This is a genomic window from Pseudomonas sp. LBUM1655 (assembly GCF_059716085.1).
The window spans coordinates 2437505-2456080 of sequence record NZ_CP166801.1 but is presented as its reverse complement, the minus strand read 5'-3'; the positions used below and the strand labels follow the sequence as shown (position 1 = coordinate 2456080).

Annotated in this window: 18 protein-coding genes; 7 read left to right on the top strand and 11 right to left on the bottom strand. The window is 59.8% G+C overall.

What is annotated here, in order from left to right; translation table 11 throughout:
* Positions 1–37: 37 nt before the first annotated feature.
* Positions 38–439: a hypothetical protein gene (locus ACA074_RS11010; protein ID WP_497678997.1), complete on the top strand. Its 402-nt coding sequence runs from the start codon at positions 38–40 to the stop codon at positions 437–439.
* Here ACA074_RS11010 and ligD read toward each other — a convergent pair whose 3' ends face one another.
* The 4 genes from ligD to ACA074_RS10990 all read right to left on the bottom strand — a co-directional run bounded on the left by ligD (position 440) and on the right by ACA074_RS10990 (position 6324).
* Positions 440–3040 (bottom strand): DNA ligase D, encoded by a 2601-nt coding sequence (gene ligD, locus ACA074_RS11005; RefSeq protein WP_497678996.1) that lies wholly within the window; start codon positions 3038–3040, stop codon positions 440–442.
* Positions 3041–3057: 17 nt separating this feature from the next.
* Complete coding sequence (locus ACA074_RS11000; protein ID WP_401269246.1) at positions 3058–4011, bottom strand: methyltransferase; 954 nt, start codon at positions 4009–4011, stop codon at positions 3058–3060.
* A gap of 11 nt (positions 4012–4022) precedes the next feature.
* Positions 4023–5399, bottom strand: coding sequence for an iron-containing redox enzyme family protein (locus tag ACA074_RS10995; RefSeq protein WP_497678995.1), 1377 nt, complete (start codon positions 5397–5399; stop codon positions 4023–4025).
* A 163-nt stretch (positions 5400–5562) separates the two neighbouring features.
* Entirely contained in the window at positions 5563–6324 is a 762-nt protein-coding gene (locus tag ACA074_RS10990) for a tellurite resistance TerB family protein (protein ID WP_401269240.1), read from the bottom strand.
* Between the two features lie 259 nt (positions 6325–6583).
* Between ACA074_RS10990 and pcsA the strand changes: the two genes are divergently transcribed.
* The gene (pcsA, locus tag ACA074_RS10985; protein WP_103306921.1) at positions 6584–7306 is read left to right on the top strand and encodes a phosphatidylcholine synthase; all 723 of its coding nucleotides are present in this window, start codon (positions 6584–6586) and stop codon (positions 7304–7306) included.
* Between the two features lie 132 nt (positions 7307–7438).
* Here pcsA and ACA074_RS10980 read toward each other — a convergent pair whose 3' ends face one another.
* From ACA074_RS10980 to ACA074_RS10965, 4 genes are all read right to left on the bottom strand, one after another.
* Positions 7439–8251 carry a class I SAM-dependent methyltransferase gene (locus tag ACA074_RS10980; protein WP_497678994.1) on the bottom strand — a complete coding sequence of 271 codons (813 nt, stop codon included), beginning with the start codon at positions 8249–8251 and terminating at the stop codon, positions 7439–7441.
* Positions 8252–8558: 307 nt separating this feature from the next.
* Positions 8559–9770: a cytochrome c biogenesis protein DipZ gene (locus ACA074_RS10975; RefSeq protein WP_401269232.1), complete on the bottom strand. Its 1212-nt coding sequence runs from the start codon at positions 9768–9770 to the stop codon at positions 8559–8561.
* 48 nt (positions 9771–9818) lie between these two features.
* Entirely contained in the window at positions 9819–10115 is a 297-nt protein-coding gene (locus tag ACA074_RS10970) for a hypothetical protein (RefSeq protein WP_497678993.1), read from the bottom strand.
* 27 nt (positions 10116–10142) lie between these two features.
* Complete coding sequence (locus ACA074_RS10965; RefSeq protein ID WP_489879999.1) at positions 10143–10406, bottom strand: DUF2790 domain-containing protein; 264 nt, start codon at positions 10404–10406, stop codon at positions 10143–10145.
* A 306-nt stretch (positions 10407–10712) separates the two neighbouring features.
* Here ACA074_RS10965 and ACA074_RS10960 point away from each other — a divergent pair, with 306 nt between their 5' ends.
* Positions 10713–11453, top strand: coding sequence for a response regulator (locus tag ACA074_RS10960; protein WP_187677084.1), 741 nt, complete (start codon positions 10713–10715; stop codon positions 11451–11453).
* Complete coding sequence (locus ACA074_RS10955; RefSeq protein ID WP_187677083.1) at positions 11450–12757, top strand: sensor histidine kinase; 1308 nt, start codon at positions 11450–11452, stop codon at positions 12755–12757. Before ACA074_RS10960 ends, ACA074_RS10955 begins: the two co-directional genes overlap by 4 nt.
* 59 nt (positions 12758–12816) lie before the next feature.
* Here the strand turns inward: ACA074_RS10955 and ACA074_RS10950 are convergent, their stop codons facing one another.
* Together ACA074_RS10950 and ACA074_RS10945 are read right to left on the bottom strand one after the other, a co-directional pair.
* Entirely contained in the window at positions 12817–13560 is a 744-nt protein-coding gene (locus tag ACA074_RS10950; protein WP_497678992.1) for an HvfC family RiPP maturation protein, read from the bottom strand.
* Positions 13553–14392, bottom strand: a complete 840-nt coding sequence (locus ACA074_RS10945) for an HvfB family MNIO-type RiPP peptide maturase (RefSeq protein WP_497678991.1) — start codon at positions 14390–14392, stop codon at positions 13553–13555. The genes ACA074_RS10950 and ACA074_RS10945 overlap by 8 nt, the downstream gene beginning before the upstream one ends.
* Positions 14393–14798: 406 nt before the next feature.
* On the opposite strand from ACA074_RS10945, the gene ACA074_RS10940 reads away from it, so the two are divergent.
* Positions 14799–15845 (top strand): class I SAM-dependent methyltransferase, encoded by a 1047-nt coding sequence (locus ACA074_RS10940; protein ID WP_497678990.1) that lies wholly within the window; start codon positions 14799–14801, stop codon positions 15843–15845.
* Between the two features lie 54 nt (positions 15846–15899).
* Positions 15900–16742 carry an NAD-dependent protein deacetylase gene (locus ACA074_RS10935; protein WP_497678989.1) on the top strand — a complete coding sequence of 281 codons (843 nt, stop codon included), beginning with the start codon at positions 15900–15902 and terminating at the stop codon, positions 16740–16742.
* A 24-nt stretch (positions 16743–16766) separates the two neighbouring features.
* Here the strand turns inward: ACA074_RS10935 and ACA074_RS10930 are convergent, their stop codons facing one another.
* On the bottom strand, positions 16767–17642 hold the full coding sequence (locus tag ACA074_RS10930; RefSeq protein ID WP_187677078.1) for a LysR family transcriptional regulator: 876 nt from the start codon (positions 17640–17642) through the stop codon (positions 16767–16769).
* A 231-nt stretch (positions 17643–17873) separates the two neighbouring features.
* Between ACA074_RS10930 and ACA074_RS10925 the strand changes: the two genes are divergently transcribed.
* Entirely contained in the window at positions 17874–18572 is a 699-nt protein-coding gene (locus ACA074_RS10925; protein WP_401269215.1) for a CoA transferase subunit A, read from the top strand.
* Positions 18573–18576 lie beyond the last annotated feature (4 nt).

Sequence of the window (18576 nt, the reverse complement as noted above, 5' to 3'; positions counted from 1 at the left end):
TAGGCAAAACGGTCCGACGGCCTCTATGATGGAGGCCATGACGACTCTTGCGCCAATGCGCTCACCCTGCCCGCCCGGCGCCTGCGATTGCGGGCGCGATCCGTTGCTGGAAATGCCGGATGCGGATTTGCGCATCTTGCTGCTGACCCGCGAGCAAGAAAAAATCCTCCTCGCGCGCCTGGAACAACTCAAAGACCTCGCCGACCTCCAGCATCTGCAAAAACGTATGTTCGAGCAGTTGGGTATTCGTGTCGAAGTCTCGCCAGGTTTCCACGAAGTGCGCACCATGTTGGGCATCGATATTCAGATCGAGGAACTTCCAGGGCTCTGCCGCAAGACTCGAAAGTCTATCCCGGCAGCGATTCGTCGTAGTCTCAACAACAACCCCGTGATCGCCTTCGAACTGCTCAACGCCCACGACTTGCTGCGCGACACCTGATCACTTTTTCATGCCGACCCGTTTGCGCATTTCAGCTGTGATGCTCTGACGGGTTTTCTTCATGTCCGCCCATGGCTCGTCGCCAACCTCCGCCAAGCGCTCATGCACGTTGTGCACATTCCACTGATTGCCCCCCTTGATCTCGGCCACCTCCTCGCGAAACAGCGGCACCGAGACCGGCAAGCCTTCGCGCGTGCGCGCGGCATAAGCGCAAATCGTAGTAGCGCCGAGTCCGTTACGCAGGTAATCGATGAAGATCCGCCCGACGCGATTTTTCGGCCCGGAAACCGCCGAAAACCGGTCTGGCAATAGCTTTGCCATGTGACTGACGATCGCGTGGCTGAAGTCCTTGACCTCATCCCAGCCCAGCTTGCGGGTCAGGGGCACTACCAAATGAATACCCTTGCCACCGCTGGTCTTGAGGAAAGCCTTGAGCCCCAATTCATCCAGCACCGTGAGGGTCAGCGCAGTGGCTTCGACCATACTTTTCCATGGCAGCGCCGGATCCGGGTCGAGATCAAGGACAAATCGATCGGGCTTTTCCAGATCAACCGTGGTGGCATTCCAGGTGTGCAGTTCGACGGTGCTCATCTGCACCGCGCCGATCAGCGCTTCGGCGTTGTTGATCAGCATGACCGGTTGGCCGGTCACGTCCTTGTCCAGCGTGGTGATGCCAGGGATCGCCAAGCGCTCGGCGTTCTTCTGGAAGAACAGTTCGCCGGCGATGCCATCCGGCGCACGCACCAGCGCCACCGGGCGATCCTTGAGTTGCGGCAGGATCCATTCGGCGACGCTGGCGTAATACTCCGCCAGTTGCATTTTGGTGGTGCCACTGACAGCGTCGATCACCCGATCCGGATGAGTGATGCGTACTTTGCCGTTGGCCAGGCCGAGTTGCGATGGCGCGGTCTCAGTCGTTGCCGGTTTGCTGGCGGCGGCTTTTTTCGGCGCTTTCTTTGCGGCGGTTTTGCTCTCAGGTGTCTTCACGACCTTCGCTCGCTCCTCGGTGATGCCCTTGGCCGGCTTGTCATCGCGCAAACCATGAAACACCGCGTGGCGTACCGAGCCGTCCTTGGTCACTTCGGCGAACGCCACTTCCGCCAACAGTTTTGGTTTGAGCCAGTGCACGCCTTTGGCTTCAAAACCGCTGGGCGGATTGACCACGGCCGCCGTCTTCACCTGCAATGGTTTGAGCTGGGCAAGAATGCTTTTCAACGTTGTTTCATTGAAACCGGTGCCGACCTTGCCGGCATATCTCAACTCGCCACTGTCGCGATCATGCAGGCCCAGCAGCAATGCGCCGAAGGCACTGCGCGAACCCTTCGGATCGGTGTAACCGACGATCACGAATTCCTGGCGGTGTTTGCACTTGAGCTTGATCCAGTCACTGCTGCGGCGCGAAACATACGGCGAGCCGATGCGCTTGCCGATCAGGCCTTCCATCTTCATCTGGCAGGCGCTGTTGAGCAGTGCATCCGGGGTTTCATCGAAGGCTTCGGAGAAACGCAGCAGGGGTTGTTCATGGGCGCCGAGCACCGTGGCCAGCGCCGCGCGCCGTTCCTCAACCGGTACTTCACGCAAGTCGACGCCGTTGAGGTAAGGCAAGTCGAACAGGTAATAAAGGATGTTGGCGCTGCTGCCGGAATCAAAAGCATTTTGTAGCGCCTGAAAATCCGGCACGCCTTGCTCATTGGCAACCACCATTTCGCCGTCGAGCCAGGCGGATTCGAGGCCCAGCGCGGCCAACGCTTCGGCCTGTTTCGGCAACTTGTGCGTCCAGTCGTGGCCATTGCGGGTGAATAGCTGCACCTGATCATGATCGATTCGCGCCATGATCCGGTAGCCGTCGAACTTGATCTCGTAGCTCCAATCCCCTTCCGGCGCGCTGTCGACCAAGGTCGCGAGTTCCGGTTTCAGTTGCGAAGGGATTTTTGCCTTGTGTGCGCCCGTCAGTGTGCCCGACGCCTTTTTGCGAGGTTTGGCTGCGGTCTTCTCCAGGGGCTTGACCTGCTTGGCCGCAAGCTTGGGTTTATCGACCAGAGTGCGCTCGCTCAGCACGCTGTCCGGCTCGGCGACCAATACGTCGTAATCATCCTGCGGTCGGGCGGCATTGTCCCGATGCTTGATCAGAAACCAGTTCTCCTTCTTGCCAGGCATGTGCGTGCGGACCAGATTCCAGATCCCGGCGAGTTTTTCGCCTTGCAACTCGAACTTGAGCTTGCCCTTGGCGTAGGCCTTTTGCGGATCTTCCAGCGGAATCCACACACCGCGATCCCAGACAATCACGTCCCCGGCGCCGTAATGCCCCTCGGGAATGCTGCCCTCAAACGTCGCGTAATCGAGCGGATGATCCTCGACATGCACCGCCAGACGCTTGACCTTCGGATCAAGCGAGGGCCCTTTCGGCACCGCCCAGCTCTTCAGCGCGCCATCGAGCTCCAGGCGAAAGTCGTAATGCAGGTGCGAGGCGTCATGCTTCTGGATGCAGAACTGCAAGGCGTGATCCGCAGCAGTCTTCTTGCCCGAGCGCTTGACGGCGGCCGGTTCCGACGTTGCCGAGAAGTCGCGCATGCGGTTGTAGTCGTCGAGATTCCTGCTCATGACGCACCTGCCTTGTTTCAGCCGATTCGGGTCACGGTCAATGCGACCACGGCAATCCGGTCGACTCGCTGATAACCGGGGTTCAACAATTCTTCACCGAACACGTCGGGATCGATTTCGTGGTAGGTCCAGCCAAAGCGCGTTTCATCCAGTCGCGGCAGCACGGTATCCAGAAACGGATCACGGCCATCCACCATCGCCACCCCGGTGTAAAGCAGCAACGACCCGCCCGGTGTGAGCCGATTGAGTGCCTGCTCGACGATACGCAGTGACAGTCCGGCCCCCAGCGTTCCGCCGCCATGTCGATAGGCTCGCGCGGCCGGATCGGCCATGTACGGCGGGTTGGCGACGATCAGGTCGAAGTCGCCATCGACACCCTGTAACAGGTCGCTGGCGTGCGCTTGGACGTTGGCCACTTCCGCCAGTGCGGCGTTGATCGTGGTCAGGCGCAGCGCGGCGGGATTGATGTCCAGCGCCAGCACTTGTGCTTCACGGCGGGCGCGGCCGATCAGGATCGCGCCAACACCGGCGCCGCAACCGATGTCCACGGCGCGATGGATTGGCGCAAAATTCTGCTGCAGGTGCGCGTGAATCAATTGGGCGAAACGATAGGTATCCGGACCGAAGAAAACCGAATCGGCCGCGTCGGTGGGGAAAGCCGAATGCACGAATAGCAAGTCGTCCAGACTCGACCAGCGCACACGACTTTTCAGATGGCCTTCATAGCTATCAATGACCTGGGCATCCTGCAATTGCCGTTGTTCGTCAGCAGACAGCAAGCCCGGTTCGAAGGGGCGCGACCAGCCAAACACATCACGCAGCGAATCGGCGAACTGGCCCTCGTCGCGCTGGTTGACTCGCTGATGGGTCAGCGGCGTCGGCGTGGTGAAACGGTAGCCGTCGGCCTGTAAACGCCGTCCCAATTGCAACAGTACGAGGTCATTGGTGGACAGTTGTTCTTCCTGATTCATGGATGATGTCCTTATGGCAGACAAGATTTGAGTTCGATGAACAGGCGGGTTGCGAGTAGCCCGGCGGGATGCGCATGCCGCGCTGGCGCGAGCCAGGGGATGAGCGCTGCCATTTGTGCGTGGCCATCCAGTCCTTCCAGCGCGGCGTTGAGCTGCTGCACATCGGGATCCTGTTCCGGCACCTCGATCGGTGAGTTGGCCGGCGCGCGTCGGCGCAATGCGGTGGCTTTTTTCGCGGATTTCCAGTCACCGGCTATCCAGTCGTGCACCAGTTGCTTTTCGTAGGCGCTGAATACGCCGAACATCGCCGCGCCATCGCCATCGATCAATTGCCAGAAGCGACTGTTCTGTGGGTCCTCGTGGCGTTTGATCCAGCCTTTGTCCTGCATCGTTTGCAGGAAACCGAGCAAATGTTCCGGCTCGGCCAGCCATTGGTTGACGGTTTTGCCCTCGAAGCGGCAATAGTCCGAGTGCATGTGCTGGGCGAACGGGCACTTGCGTTCGAGCATCGCGAGCAATTCGCCTTCGAGATCAAACCCTTCAATGATCGCGCGACTGCCCTGCCCCAGATCATTGAGTCGATATCCCAGCGACACCCGACGCAGGAAATCAGCGCGATCCGCTTCAAGCGGCAACAGATCCAGCACGGCCTGCACGGCTTTTTGCGCATGGCCGGTACTGGCGTTGTCGATGGTCACGTGCAGGGTGAAATAGTACGGATCGATGCCCAGTTCACTGAGTTCGTAGCTGCTGATGAGCAAGTGCAACGGCAGTTGTTCGTAACCCAGGTTGTATCCGATCACCTCCGGCAAATACTCATCACCGCAGGCGCCGAGCGCAAGTTGCAGCGCGCCTTGCAGGTAACGTTCATCATCAAGCGGACTGGCATGCTCAAGGTCGTGTTCGGCCAGCAGTTTGCGGTAGATCACCACATGGTTCTGTGCCGGATTGCCCTCGCCGAGTTCTTCCAGATAGGTGCACAGCAAACCGCTGAAACGCGGGTCACGCCAGTGCTGCAACAAGCCGTATAACCAGGCGCCGTCAACCAGCTTCGTCGGCGCCACCGCTTGCAGAAAATACAGCGCGTGGGCCTTGCAGGTGAAGAATTGGCGGGGGCCGCCGGCCTTGCGTTGTTGCAGATAGTCCGCGTACTGGCGGGCAACATCGGCACAGTGCGCGGCGACCCACGTGTGCCAGGCAGATGTGTCTTGCGGCAGCTCTTCGGGCAACTCTGTGGCAAGTTGCAACTGTTCATTCAAAAATGATTGCGCGAGGGTTTGCGAGTTTTCCGCCCGCAACAGCGTTTCATAAATGCCACGGATATTTCCGGCGGGATCCATCGCTTGTGCTTGGGCTGGCACAGATTGCAGGGGTGTCAGGACAGTCATGGCAAAGTTCTCGGTCGGTTGGCAGGACGCTGTTTCGTACGCCTCTACAGCAGCAGAGAGGCGGCGCGTGCCAAAAATTCAATCGACGTGAAAATTGCCCGGACGGACGGCGAGCCTCCGCCCTTGGAGTGGCTGACGAAGGCTGCGATATTTCGGTCTTGGTTTATGCCGTGCCCTTGGTCTGCTGCTCCAGATGCACCTGCAACTCAGGATCAATCTGCAACGCCGCCGCCAGTTCATCCAGGTAGTTACGCTCGGCGTCCTGCTGGTCATCCACCAGCATCACGCTGGCCAGGTACATTTCGGCGGCTACCGCCGGGTCGTTGTTTGCGGACTGCGCGACCTCGTTGGGGTCGAGTGGTTTGGCGACCTCTGCATCCAGCCATTGCTGCAGTTGGGGATCCTCGGTGTGCTTGCCGATTTCGCTGCTGATCAGGTGTTTTTCCGTCTCATCGATGCGCCCGTCAGCCTTGGCTGCAGCGATCAAAGCACACAACACGGCGTGGCTGTGTTCTTCGATTTCCGGGCCGGCCAGCAGATTGGCCGTCTGTGGCGTCTGTTGCGGTGCGTTGCTGGCCTGGCTGCGCTGCCAGGCTTGATACGCCTGGAACGCCATCATCCCCAAAGACGCCAGCGCTGCGTAATTGGTCCCGCCTGAACGGCTTTGCGTGCCCGCGCCGCCGCCCAACGCACCGCCCAAACCGCCACCGCCACCGCCGCCGAGCAGTCCACCGAGCAAGCCACCCAGACCGCCAAGCCCTCCGGCCGCAGATCCGCCACGTGTACCGGTGGAGCCCGCACCACCGAGCAAACCGCCCAACAAACCACCGAGACCGCCCAGGCCGTCGCCGGCCGAAGTGCCACTTTGCTGGCCCGCCGAGTTTCTTCCCCGCAGCAGTTGTTCAAGCAAATCGCTGGTGTTCATGACGTCATCCTCAAGCATTGGCATTGACTGCGTCTGGCAACGATAGACCGCTGCGCGGGTTGCGCCAGCACCGTTTGGCCGACAGAGAAAAGTCCTACAGATTTCGCCCACGTATTTTTTTGCGGCCAGCTAAGATTCAAGGATGGTGAACCTTATACCGGCCAAACCGGTCGATAGCTGCAACCCCGACCCGGTTTGCCGGCGCCCTTGCTGCTCAAGGGTGATACCCGGCTTGTTTTACTTTCTGGAGAACGCCCCCGTGATATCGACCGTCCACATTGCCAGGCTCAAGGCCTGGGGTGCCCATGGATTTACCGCGACCGGCGTGGTTACGGCGTTTCTGGCCACCCTCGCCCTGCTGGAAAACCAGCCCGTCCACTGCTTGATGTGGCTGGGTGTGGCGCTGATCGTCGACGGACTCGACGGCGCACTGGCGCGTAAGGTCAATGTGCAATCGGTGCTGCCGAGTTTCGACGGCTCGATCCTCGATCTGGTGATCGATTACCTGACTTACGTATTCATTCCTGCACTGTTTATCTATCGCTATATTCCGCTGCCCGATTACACATTGCTACTGACGGTGTCGCTGATTCTGGTGTCATCGCTGTTCTGCTTCTGCAACGTCAATATGAAGAGCAAGGACAACTACTTTGTCGGGTTTCCGGCTGCGTGGAATGTGGTTGCGTTGTGTCTGTACATCATCGGGCCTGGGCCGTGGATTACCTTCCTGACGGTGATCGGGCTGGCGTTGCTGACGGTGACGCGGATGAAGTTCCTGCACCCGTTCAGGGTGCGCCGGTTTATGCCCATCAACATTGCCGTGACGGCGATCTGGTTGTTGTGCAGCCTTTCACTGGTGCTCAACCACCCGGTAATCAACCCGATGGTGATGGGTTTGTGGTTGCTGATGTCGGCATATTTTCTGGGGATCTGCATCTGGCGCACGGCATTGGAATGGTTTGATCGCTCGCAGTTGAAATAGGTACGAGCCATAACCCCCCCCTGTAGGAGTGAGCCTTCTCGCGATAGCGGTGTGTCAGCCAAGGATTTTTTGACTGAATGACCGCAATCGCGAGCAGGCTCACTCCTACAGAGAATGTTCTTTGAATCTGGGCTAGCGCTTGGTCACCACCACCTCCAGATACTCACTCGGCACCACCAGCGAGTCCTGCCCCGCCCGGTTCAACCGGTTCAGCAAATCCGCCAGATCATTTTCCAGCGCCTGACCGCTTTCCGGCGGCAGCGCCGCAAACGCCTTGTGCACCGGCCCGTACCAGTGCCGGAAGATATCGATGAAGTGCGCCGCCGAGCGATAGCGAAAGTTGAAGCTGCGGCGGGTCACCTGCACGACAAAATCCTTATCGTTGAAGTGCTCGTGCAGCCACGCTTCCGTACCCCAGTTTGATGGCGGTTGTGCGCCGGCAGGTGGTGGCAGATGGCGGCCGAGGGTTTTGAACATCTGGCCGACGAAGCCTTCCGGCGTCCAGTTGGCGAGTCCGATCCGCCCGCCGGGGCGACAGACCCGCCCCAGCTCAGTGGCAGCGGTGGCCTGATCCGGGGCGAACATCACCCCGAACGTGGAAAGCACCGCAGCAAAACTGCTATCGGCAAACGGCAGGGCTTCGGCATCGGCGACTTGAAAGGTCACGTCCAGATGTTCGGCTCGGGCACGATCCTGGCCACGTTCCAACAGAGCGGCGACATAGTCGGTCGAAGTGACCAGACACCCCCGCCGCGCCGCCGCCAGCGTCGCGTTACCGTTGCCAGCAGCGACGTCGAGCACTTGTTCATCGCAGCGCAGGTCGCAGGCTTCGGCGAGGTTTTCGCCGACGATCTGCAAGGTGGTACCGATCACGGCGTAGTCGCCACTGGCCCAAGCGACTTTTTGGCGTTCCTTCAAGGCAGTGAGATCAATCGGGGTACTCATGAATGGGTGCTCCGCTACAGGTTGGATCGAACGTTACCGGGCGGTGGCAGGTTCTGCTGAGCCTGCTGCTGCACTATCGCGCCGCGTCCGATTGCCGTCCCTGTCAATCGTCCGGCGAGCCTGTAAAACAGGCGCTTCGCCGATGAATGGCGGGATTTTGTAAAGCCGTCGAAACACTCACAGGGATTGCCAGCGCCCAGAGCAATCGGCATTCACCCATTCCTGCTCCCCGTATGGAATCTTTCCGCGCCGGGACAACGAACAATGGCTCATGGTGCGTGACCTATGAGCCATTGAGATTCGCCGATCAGGCAGCAGGTGCCTTGGCCTCTTCCAGCAGTTGCTGAATCATCTGTTCCTGCGCCTCGTAGCGCCCCTCGCCGAAGTGGCTGTAACGCATCTGGCCCTTGGCATCGATCAGGTAATGGGCCGGCCAGTACTGATTGTCGAAGTTGCGCCAGATCGCGTAGTTGTTGTCGATAGCTACCGGGTAGGTGATGCCGAGCTTTTTCACCTGTTCCTTGACGTTGTCGATGATCCGTTCGAAGCCGTATTCCGGGGTGTGTACGCCAATCACGACGAGGCCGTCCTTGCCGTACTTCTGCTCCCACGCCTTGACGTACGGCAGGGTGCGCTGACAGTTGATGCAGTCATAGGTCCAGAAATCCACCAGCACTACTTTGCCGCGTAGCGATTCAGCGCTCAGTTCCGGCGAATTCAGCCATTGCACCGCCCCAGCCAGGGACGGCATCGCGCCTTTGCTCTCATCCATCATCGAATCCGCACGCACCTTGCTGACAAAGTAATCGACCACTTTCGGCACGTTTTCCAGCACGCTTTTTTCGATGCTGGCAACGCCCTCGGAGGAGGTGCCGGCCAGTAGCGTTTTATCGGCACCGGTAGAAATCACCGCCGCCGCAGCGAGCACCGCAACACCGGCACCACGACGAAACCAACCCGTGAACGGAATCGATGGTTTCAAGCGGTTGACCAGTCCACGCCCGGCGAAAATCAGCGTCCCCAGCGACAAGGCACTGCCCACACCGTAGGCCAGCAGCAACAGGCTGGTCTGTGCATTGGCGCCTTGCAGCATCGCGCCAGTGAGGATCACGCCAAGGATCGGCCCGGCGCACGGCGCCCACAACAGACCGGTGGCAACACCCAGCATGATCGAACCCATCGGGCCGGTCTTGTTCCGGGCGTCCGGATCGAGGCGGTTGCCGAGCATGACAAACGGGCGCGTCAGCCAGTCACCGATGCGCGCAGAAATCAGCGACAGGGCGAACAACGCCATCACGATCAGCGCGATGTGGCGGCCGCTGTTACTGGCTTGAATCACCCATTCGCTGCTGACCACGGCCAGGCTGGCGATCAAGGCAAAGGTCAGGGCCATGCCGCCGAGGGTCAGCAGGATCGAGGCACGGCTGCGATTGGCCCCGGCAAACAGAAACGGCACCACCGGCAGGATGCAGGGGCTGAGGACGGTCAGCAGACCGCCGAGGAATGCGATGAGGTACATAAAGGTCACCCTGGATAAATGTGAACACTGAATCCTGTGCCGAGGGCATCAGGCACTTTGGCTTTCAAGCCACTGCCCCTGCGGAGTGTGACTGGCGCCGTTTTCAGCAACCATCTGTCCTTGCGGTGTACGGCTGGAGCCATCCGCGGCAACCATCTGTCCTTGTGGTGTGCGGCTGGAGCCATCCGCCGCGATCAAGGCGTCGCTGGCCTTTTTGGCCATCTGCGTCAGTTGAAAACAGCTGCCGCTGTTGCAGCTATGCTGTTCAACCGCAGCATTGGCATGGGTAGCAACACCTGCGAAAGCGAAAGCAACAGCTGTGAGAAAGCGCGAGACATTGTTCATGGTGAGGCTCCTGAAAGGGGTGATGACTCAGTTGTCGTTGTTGCAGCCGTCAGCGAATTTGCTGTAATCGAGGACTCGGGTTTTGCCGGCCGAATCCAGGTAGGTCATTTGCGCTTCGACGATGCCGCAGGTCACCGAGTTGTCCTGTGTCAGCGAGATCACTTTCTGGATATCCAGATGGGTGCCGTAGGTGTAGGTTTGCGCGGCGACATCCGCTTCGGCGCGGGCCGACAGGGTGCAGATGTTCAGGGCGGCGAACAGACAAGCGGCGATTACGGATTTGTTGTTCATGGTGTTTTCCTCAAGGCTTCAATGGATAGATCGTTGATTGAGCCGAGGCTGTCTGGTGTGCCTCGATGGAGCTCATTTAAAGCTCGCGAGGTATCCCGTATGTGTCGGGAAGCGGCGGGTTTAAATGGTTGTGTATCCTTGCCACCGGGGGATACACAGCGATACAAAGCCCTGAAAAAATCGTGTTTTTGCGTCTCCGTGTATCGGTCATCACGGCAGATACACTGCAATACAAAGGCAGGCAGGCGAGCCGTTGCAGGCTCTATAGACTGCACGTCATCTCCACTTTGCTAGAGGTCTGGCCCCATGGAACATGTCGATCACATCCTGATCGTCGACGACGACCGCGAGATCCGCGAACTGGTCGGCAATTACCTGAAGAAAAACGGCCTGCGCACTACGGTCGTTGCTGATGGCCGGCAGATGCGCAGTTTTCTCGAATCCAATACCGTCGACCTGATCGTACTCGACATCATGATGCCCGGCGACGATGGCCTGCAGTTGTGCCGCGAGCTGCGCGTCGGCAAGCACAAAGCCACGCCGGTCTTGATGCTGACCGCCCGCAACGATGAAACCGATCGGATCATCGGCCTGGAAATGGGCGCCGACGACTACCTGACCAAACCCTTCGCCGCCCGTGAATTGCTGGCGCGGATCAACGCCGTGCTGCGCCGCACGCGAATGCTGCCGCCGAATCTGGTGGTCACCGAAGCCGGTCGATTGCTGGCGTTCGGCCGTTGGCAACTGGACACCTCGGCCCGCCACCTGCTGGACAAGGACGGCACCATGGTGGCGCTGAGTGGCGCCGAATATCGCTTGCTGCGGGTATTTCTCGATCATCCGCAACGGGTACTCAGCCGCGATCAATTGCTCAACCTGACCCAGGGCCGTGACGCCGACCTGTTCGATCGTTCGATTGATCTGCTGGTCAGCCGTCTGCGCCAGCGCCTGCTGGATGACGCCCGTGAACCGGCGTACATCAAGACCGTGCGCAGCGAAGGTTATGTGTTCTCACTGCCGGTCGAGATCCTCGGTGCCACGGCATGACCATCAATCTGCACTGGCCGCGCACCCTCGCCTCGCGGGTGTCGCTGATTTTTCTGGTAGGGCTGATCCTCGCCCAGGCGCTGTCGTTCGGTGCGCAGTATTACGAGCGTTACCAAAGTGCGAAAGACACGATGCTGGGCAATCTGGAAACCGACGTCTCGACCTCGATTGCGATCCTTGATCGCTTGCCCTCCGAGGAGCGCCCGGCCTGGCTCAAGCGTCTGGCGCGGAAAAACTACGGTTATCTACTGAGCGAAGGTGACCGCGGTACGCCGATCAAGCCTGCCGATGTGCCCGTTGCGGTCACTTCGATCACTGAAGCCATCGGCGAAAAATACCCCCTGACCTTCACCGACATTCCCGGTCCGAAAAAACACTTTCAGGGCCATTTGCGCCTGAGCGACGGCAGCCCGGTGACCATCGACGTGCGTCCGGCGATGGTACCGCTGTCGCCTTGGTTGCCGGTGGTGCTGCTCGGCCAATTGGCGCTGATGATCGCCTGCACTTGGCTGGCAGTACGCATCGCCATCCGCCCGCTCACACGCCTGGCGAACGCCGTCGAAACCCTTGACCCCAACGCCCACCCGATCCATCTGGACGAGACAGGCCCGAACGAGGTGATCTACGCCGCCCGTGCCTTCAACGCGATGCAGGCGCGTATCGCCGCCTACCTCAAAGAACGCATGCAACTGCTGGCGGCGATCTCCCACGACCTGCAAACCCCCATCACGCGGATGAAGCTGCGCGCCGAGTTCATGGACGATTCGGCGGAACGGGACAAACTGTGCAACGACCTCGGCGAGATGGAACACCTGGTGCGCGAAGGCGTGGCCTACGCCCGCAGCATTCATGGCTCGACCGAAGAGAGCCGGCGTACCAACATGGATTCATTCCTCGAGAGCCTGGTGTTCGACTATCAGGACATGGACAAGGACGTGCAGCTGGTCGGCAAGAGTGCGGTGGTGGTCGACACCCGCCCGCACGCGTTGCGCCGGGTGCTGGTCAACCTGACCGACAACGCCCTGAAGTTCGCCGGTGCCGCTGAGGTGTGGGTCGAGGCGAACAAGGGCAGCTTGTCGATCACCGTCATGGATCGCGGCCCGGGCATTGCCGAAGCGGAACTTACGCAGGTGATGGAACCGTTCTATCGCGTGGAAAACTCGCGCAACCGCGATACCGGTGGCACAGGGCTGGGACTGGCCATTGCCCAGCAACTGGCGATGGCGTTGGGTGGTTCGCTGACCCTGAGCAACCGTGAGGGTGGTGGCTTGTGTGCGGAGCTGCGGATACCGCTGCAATCTTGAGATCACTGCAATAAACCTGTGGGAGCGAGCTTGCTCGCTCCCACAGGTTTTAAGGTGATTTAAAGAATGCCGATGGCGCCGTCTTCATGCATTTGCTGCAACAGCGCCAAGCCGTTATCCATGAACAACGCGTCCGCTAACTGTTCTGCCTCTTGCGCCAATCCTTGCAACTGCTCACGCCCGGTCAATTGCGGCAACTCACCAATGCGCTGCAACAACCGCCAGGCCAGCGGACTCAACTCAGAGAACTTCACACCGAAATCCGCCTCCCGCCGTACCAGCAACAGTGTCGGTTGTGCCGGTGGTGACGAGGGCTGGTGATCTGGCCCAAGCAACTGCACCGGCCAGGTATAAGCCAACGGCCAGGCCAATGCCGATATCTGTAACGGCCGCTCCAGCAACAATGTCGCATCCGTGAACGGCAAGGGCATGGCGTCGGACTGCTGCAAGACCATTTCCACCCACTCGTAATGCGCCAGTTCCAGCACAAACGCGGGGAAGTTGGCCAACACTGCCGAGGCTGCCGAAAGGTAATCGACAAATTCCTCGGCAATCTCACCGAATTTCGGTGTCTGCGCACGGTAATCACGCAAAAATCCACGAACCAGCGTGCGCCAGCGCTGATCGCCGATAATCCGGATCAGCACCGGAAAGGTGCCACTCAACAATTGCGAGAGATTGTTGAACACCAGATCGCGGTACACGTTGACTCGTGCGACGTTCATTTCGGGGGGAGGTGTCTGTTGATCGGGATCACGCAGATAGCGCGTCAGCACCTGTTGTTGCAGTAAAAGATTATCCACGGCTGACCTCCTGTTTTTGCAGGTGGCGAATGGTCTGCAGCTCCGCCACCAGTTCGGAAAATGCTGGGAAATTGAAATCCCGCTCCAGCAGCGTCGGCCGTGCGCCGAACCGGGCATAGGCCTCGGCCAGCAACGACCACACCACCGGTTTTACCGAAGCGCCATGGGTGTCGATTTTCAGCGTATCGGACTCGTCGAAATGCCCGGCCACGTGCATGCCGACCACCCTGCCCGGCTCGATCCGGGCCAGAAAATCCTGCGGATCGAAACCGTGGTTGATCGAGTTGACGTAAACGTTGTTGACGTCCAAAAGCAGATCGCAATCAGCCTCGCGCAAAACGGCGTTGGTGAAGGTCACTTCATCCATGTCCTGACGCGGTGCGGCGTAATAGGAGACGTTTTCTACCGCCAGACGTCGACCAAGGATGTCCTGGGATTGGCGGATGCGGGCGGCGACATGGTGCACCGCTTCCTCGGTGAACGGCAGTGGCAGCAAGTCGTAGAGATGGCCGTCGTCGCTGCAATAGCTCAGGTGTTCGCTGTAATGCTGCACGTGGTGATGGTCGAGAAACACTCGCACTTCATGCAGAAAACCGATGTCCAGCGGCGCCGGCCCGCCAAGCGACAGCGACAATCCGTGACAGGACAACGGATAGCGCTCGGCCAGCTCGCGCAACGCAGCGCCATTGACACCGCCGACGCCGATCCAGTTTTCCGGGGCGACCTCAAGAAAGTCGAAATCGCCGGTGCGTGCGGCTTGCAGGTCTTTCAACAGACCACGACGCAGACCCAGGCCGACGCTGGGTGGCGGTGATGATTGAGGGGTTTGCATGGGGGCTGACCTCGGGTGATTGGCCTGCCCAGTTGAGCCTTCGGCTGTATCGCCACTGTGTTCAGGCAACCCGATATATGCAGCCACGTGTATCCCCCAGCCAACGTGATACACAGCGATACATCCCCCTCCTGATCGGCATAAATCCCTGTAGGAGTGAGCCTGCTCGCGATAGCGTTATTTCAGTCGAATCAGAAGTGACTGACCCAACGCTATCGCGAGCAGGCTCACTCCTGCATTTTGCTCAGTGTTTGTCGCAAAAACGGGGCTAGACTCTGTCATGACCCAGTCGAGGGGGCTGCAGGACTTTAGTTGTGCCCTGCCCGTTTCCGTGACCACCGCCCGGTGGCGCATGCCTCGACCCTCTACGCCGCCGGACTGTGATCCTGTTTCAGGAGCACATGTGATGGACGAGTCCCGACTCAACGAATTCATGGGCAAACTGGTCAACGACATGGGCGGCGCGGCGATGCTGGCCAATGTCATCGTCGGCGAAGAACTCGGTTTGTACCGGGCGATGGCTGACAGTCAGCCGATCAGCCCCGAAGCCCTCGCCGCAAAAACCACCTGCAACCCCCGTCTGGTGCGTGAATGGCTCAGCGCCCACGCCGCCTCCGGCTACATGGAGCACCACGATGGCCAGTTCCGCCTGCCAGAAGAGCACGCGCTGGCGCTGGCCGTCGAAGACTCGCCGGTGTATGTCGCCGGCGGACTGGGCGTGGTGGCGTCGTTTTTCCATGACAAGGACAAACTGGTCAAAGCCATGCGCGGCAACGGTGCCCTGCCCTGGGGCGATCACCATCCGTGCATGTTCACCGGCACCGAACGGTTTTTCCGCCCCGGCTACAAAGGGCACCTGATCGCCGAATGGTTGCCGGCGCTGGACGGCGTCGTCGCCAAACTGGAAAACGGCGCGAAAGTTGCCGACATCGGCTGCGGCCACGGTGCCTCGACGGTGATCATGGCCCAGGCGTTTCCCAACTCGCGCTTCGTCGGCTACGACTACCACGCACCGTCGATCACCGTTGCCACGCAACGCGCCGAAGAAGGCGGCGTCGGCAGTCGGGCGAAATTTTTCCAGGGCACTGCGAAAAGTTACCCCGGTGATGACTACGATCTGATCTGCTATTTCGACTGCCTGCACGACATGGGCGACCCGGTCGGCGCGGCGCGTCACGCTTACGACTCGCTGAAAGAGGACGGCACGGTGTTGCTGGTCGAGCCGTTCGCCAACGACACGCTGGACGACAACATCAACCCGGTCGGACGGTTGTTTTACGCAGCGTCGACGTTTATTTGCACGCCGAACTCGCTGTCCCAGGAAGTCGGCCTCGGTCTCGGCGCACAAGCGGGGGAAATGCGTCTGCGTAAAGTGTTTAGCGAGGCGGGGTTCAATCACTTCCGACGCGCCACGCAAACACCGTTCAATCTGATTCTGGAGGCGCGTAAGTAAGTCGCGCGGATCGCGTGCTAACCTGCTGGCACCGTCTTCCCCGGAGCGCTGACCATGCTCGACAGCCCGATCCGCGAACACCTCGACACGCTGCAACAGGCGATGGCCGATGGTGACTTTCTGGTGCTGACCGGCGCCGGCATCAGCACGCCATCGGGCATCCCCGATTACCGCGACAGCGACGGTGTGCGCCGAGGCCGGCAGCCAATGATGTATCAGGAATTCCTCGCCGCCCCGGAATCACGCCGTCGTTATTGGGCGCGGGCGATGCTCGGTTGGCCTCGGGTGCGTCAGGCGCGGCCGAATGCGGCGCACGAGGCACTGGCCGGTTTGCAGAGCCAAGGGCGGATCAGCGCTTTGATCACGCAAAACGTCGACACCTTGCACGATCAGGCTGGCAGCCACGACGTCATCGAGCTGCATGGCAGTTTGCATCGCGTGCTGTGCCTGGATTGCGGTCAGCGCAGTGAGCGCGATGCAATTCAGCGCTTGATGGAAATGCACAATCCGTATCTGGCCGGCGTCGACGCAGTACAGGCACCGGACGGCGATACCCTGCTCGACCCGGCGTTCGAAGCGCGGTTTCAGGTGCCGCAATGCCCGCATTGCGGCGGTGAGCGGATGAAACCGGATGTGGTGTTTTTCGGCGAAAACGTCGCGCAACCCACGGCGGCCCGGGCCATGGCGGCGGCGGAAAATGCGGCGGGGATGCTGGTGGTGGGGTCGTCGTTGATGGCCTATTCGGCGTTTCGCCTGTGCCGGGTGATCGCGGATCGTGGCAAGCCGTTGATTGCGATCAATCTGGGCAAGACCCGTGCGGATGATTTGCTGGATTTAAAGATTGAGGGGTCTTGCGAAGAATTGTTGCCGCTGTTAGCGCAACGCCTGACCTGCTGAGCACATAAATCCCTGTAGGAGGGATCAATGTTCGGCTTTGAGGATATCGAACAACGCCTGCGCCGCCGCCGACAGTTCATTGCCCGGCTCGGTCAGCACACCAATCGCCCGCTCCACCGAATCATTCAACGTCAGGCATCGCGCACCCAGCTCCTGCATCTGCTCGGCACACAATGCCGGCACCGCACTGACGCCCAGCCCACTGGCAACCATCCGCCCGACCGTCGCCAGTTGATGACTTTCAAATTCCACGGGCAGCTTCATGCCCCGGGCCTGCAAGTGTTCTTCGAGCATCACCCGCACCGTCGACGGTCGTTGCAAGGTGATGAACGGTTCCTGCAACAAGGTTTGCCAATCTATTTCGGCAAGATCCGCCAGCGGTGAATCCTGCGGCACCACCGCCACAAAGCGATCCATATAAAGAGGCGTGAAGGTCATCGAGGTGTTCTGCATCGGCTCGAACGCCACGCCCAACTCCACCTGTCGGTCGCGAACCATTTCCAGCACTTGCTCGTTGATCACGTCATTCACCGTCACGTTGACGTTCGGATAGCGCGCGCGGAAAGTCTTGAGAATCGGCGGCAGCAGATTACCGGCAAACGACGGCATCGCCGCCAGCGTCACCCGCCCGCGTTGCAGGCTGAAGCGCTGGCGCATTTCGTCTTCGGCGTTGTCCCAGTCGGCGATCAGGCGTCGGGCCAGCGGCAGCAGGGATTCACCCTCCGCAGTCAGTGCGACGTTGCGGGTGTTGCGGCTGAACAGGCGTCCGCCCAAGCCCTCTTCCAATGCCTTGATGGTCAGGCTCAGCGCCGATTGCGACAGGTGCAACCGCTCGCAGGCCACGGCGAAACTCAGGCTTTGGGCCACGGCGAGAAAGGCGCGGATCTGTTTGATGGTCATGAATGCTGTACGCCCTTTAATGTAGGAGCTGCCGAAGGCTGCGATCTTTTGATCTTGAAAAACAAAAACCAAAAGATCGCAGCCTTCGGCAGCTCCTACAGTGAATCGATATGGATTGTTGAGTTTTATCTATCAATCAACCTTAAAAATCAACTTAACAAATATATCCACCGGCGCGACACTCCAACCATTCGGCTAGCCAGCCGCCCGCAAATAATAAAAGAGGTGCATATGGCAGGTTTCGACAAGCGCGTGAGTTCCTACGAGGAAGCCCTCGCCGGGCTTGAAGATGGCATGACCGTCATCGCCGGCGGCTTCGGTCTGTGCGGCATTCCGGAAAACCTGATCGCCGAGATCAAGCGCAAAGGCACCCGCGACCTCACCGTGGTTTCCAACAACTGCGGCGTCGACGGTTTCGGTCTTGGCGTACTGCTGACCGACCGCCAGATCAGCAAGGTCGTCGCCTCTTACGTCGGCGAAAACAAGTTGTTCGAAGAGCAACTGCTCAAAGGCGAAATTGAAGTCATCCTGACCCCGCAAGGCACCCTCGCCGAGAAAATGCGCGCAGGTGGCGCCGGCATCCCGGCCTTCTTCACCGCCACCGGCGTCGGCACTCCGGTCGCCGAAGGTAAAGAAGTGCGTGAGTTCAAAGGTCGCAAGTACCTGATGGAAGAATCCATCACCGGCGACTTCGCCATCGTCAAAGGCTGGAAAGCCGACCACTTCGGTAACGTCATCTACCGTCACACCGCGCAGAACTTCAATCCGCTGGCCGCCACCGCCGGCAAGATCACCGTGGTCGAAGTCGAAGAAATCGTCGAACCCGGCGAATTGGACCCGGCACACATCCACACCCCGGGCATCTACGTCGACCGGGTCATTTGCGGCACGTTCGAAAAACGCATCGAACAGCGCACCATCCGCAAATAATTCA

Excerpts from the sequence above, each read along its gene's own strand:
- ACA074_RS11010 (WP_497678997.1), top strand. The coding sequence starts at position 38 with ATGACGACTCTTGCGCCAATGCGCTCACCCTGCCCGCCCGGCGCCTGC.
- ligD (WP_497678996.1), bottom strand. The coding sequence starts at position 3,040 with ATGAGCAGGAATCTCGACGACTACAACCGCATGCGCGACTTCTCGGCA.
- ACA074_RS11000 (WP_401269246.1), bottom strand. The coding sequence starts at position 4,011 with ATGAATCAGGAAGAACAACTGTCCACCAATGACCTCGTACTGTTGCAA.
- ACA074_RS10995 (WP_497678995.1), bottom strand. The coding sequence starts at position 5,399 with ATGACTGTCCTGACACCCCTGCAATCTGTGCCAGCCCAAGCACAAGCG.
- ACA074_RS10990 (WP_401269240.1), bottom strand. The coding sequence starts at position 6,324 with ATGAACACCAGCGATTTGCTTGAACAACTGCTGCGGGGAAGAAACTCG.
- ACA074_RS10980 (WP_497678994.1), bottom strand. The coding sequence starts at position 8,251 with ATGAGTACCCCGATTGATCTCACTGCCTTGAAGGAACGCCAAAAAGTC.
- ACA074_RS10975 (WP_401269232.1), bottom strand. The coding sequence starts at position 9,770 with ATGTACCTCATCGCATTCCTCGGCGGTCTGCTGACCGTCCTCAGCCCC.
- ACA074_RS10970 (WP_497678993.1), bottom strand. The coding sequence starts at position 10,115 with ATGAACAATGTCTCGCGCTTTCTCACAGCTGTTGCTTTCGCTTTCGCA.
- ACA074_RS10965 (WP_489879999.1), bottom strand. The coding sequence starts at position 10,406 with ATGAACAACAAATCCGTAATCGCCGCTTGTCTGTTCGCCGCCCTGAAC.
- ACA074_RS10960 (WP_187677084.1), top strand. The coding sequence starts at position 10,713 with ATGGAACATGTCGATCACATCCTGATCGTCGACGACGACCGCGAGATC.
- ACA074_RS10955 (WP_187677083.1), top strand. The coding sequence starts at position 11,450 with ATGACCATCAATCTGCACTGGCCGCGCACCCTCGCCTCGCGGGTGTCG.
- ACA074_RS10945 (WP_497678991.1), bottom strand. The coding sequence starts at position 14,392 with ATGCAAACCCCTCAATCATCACCGCCACCCAGCGTCGGCCTGGGTCTG.
- ACA074_RS10940 (WP_497678990.1), top strand. The coding sequence starts at position 14,799 with ATGGACGAGTCCCGACTCAACGAATTCATGGGCAAACTGGTCAACGAC.
- ACA074_RS10935 (WP_497678989.1), top strand. The coding sequence starts at position 15,900 with ATGCTCGACAGCCCGATCCGCGAACACCTCGACACGCTGCAACAGGCG.
- ACA074_RS10930 (WP_187677078.1), bottom strand. The coding sequence starts at position 17,642 with ATGACCATCAAACAGATCCGCGCCTTTCTCGCCGTGGCCCAAAGCCTG.
- ACA074_RS10925 (WP_401269215.1), top strand. The coding sequence starts at position 17,874 with ATGGCAGGTTTCGACAAGCGCGTGAGTTCCTACGAGGAAGCCCTCGCC.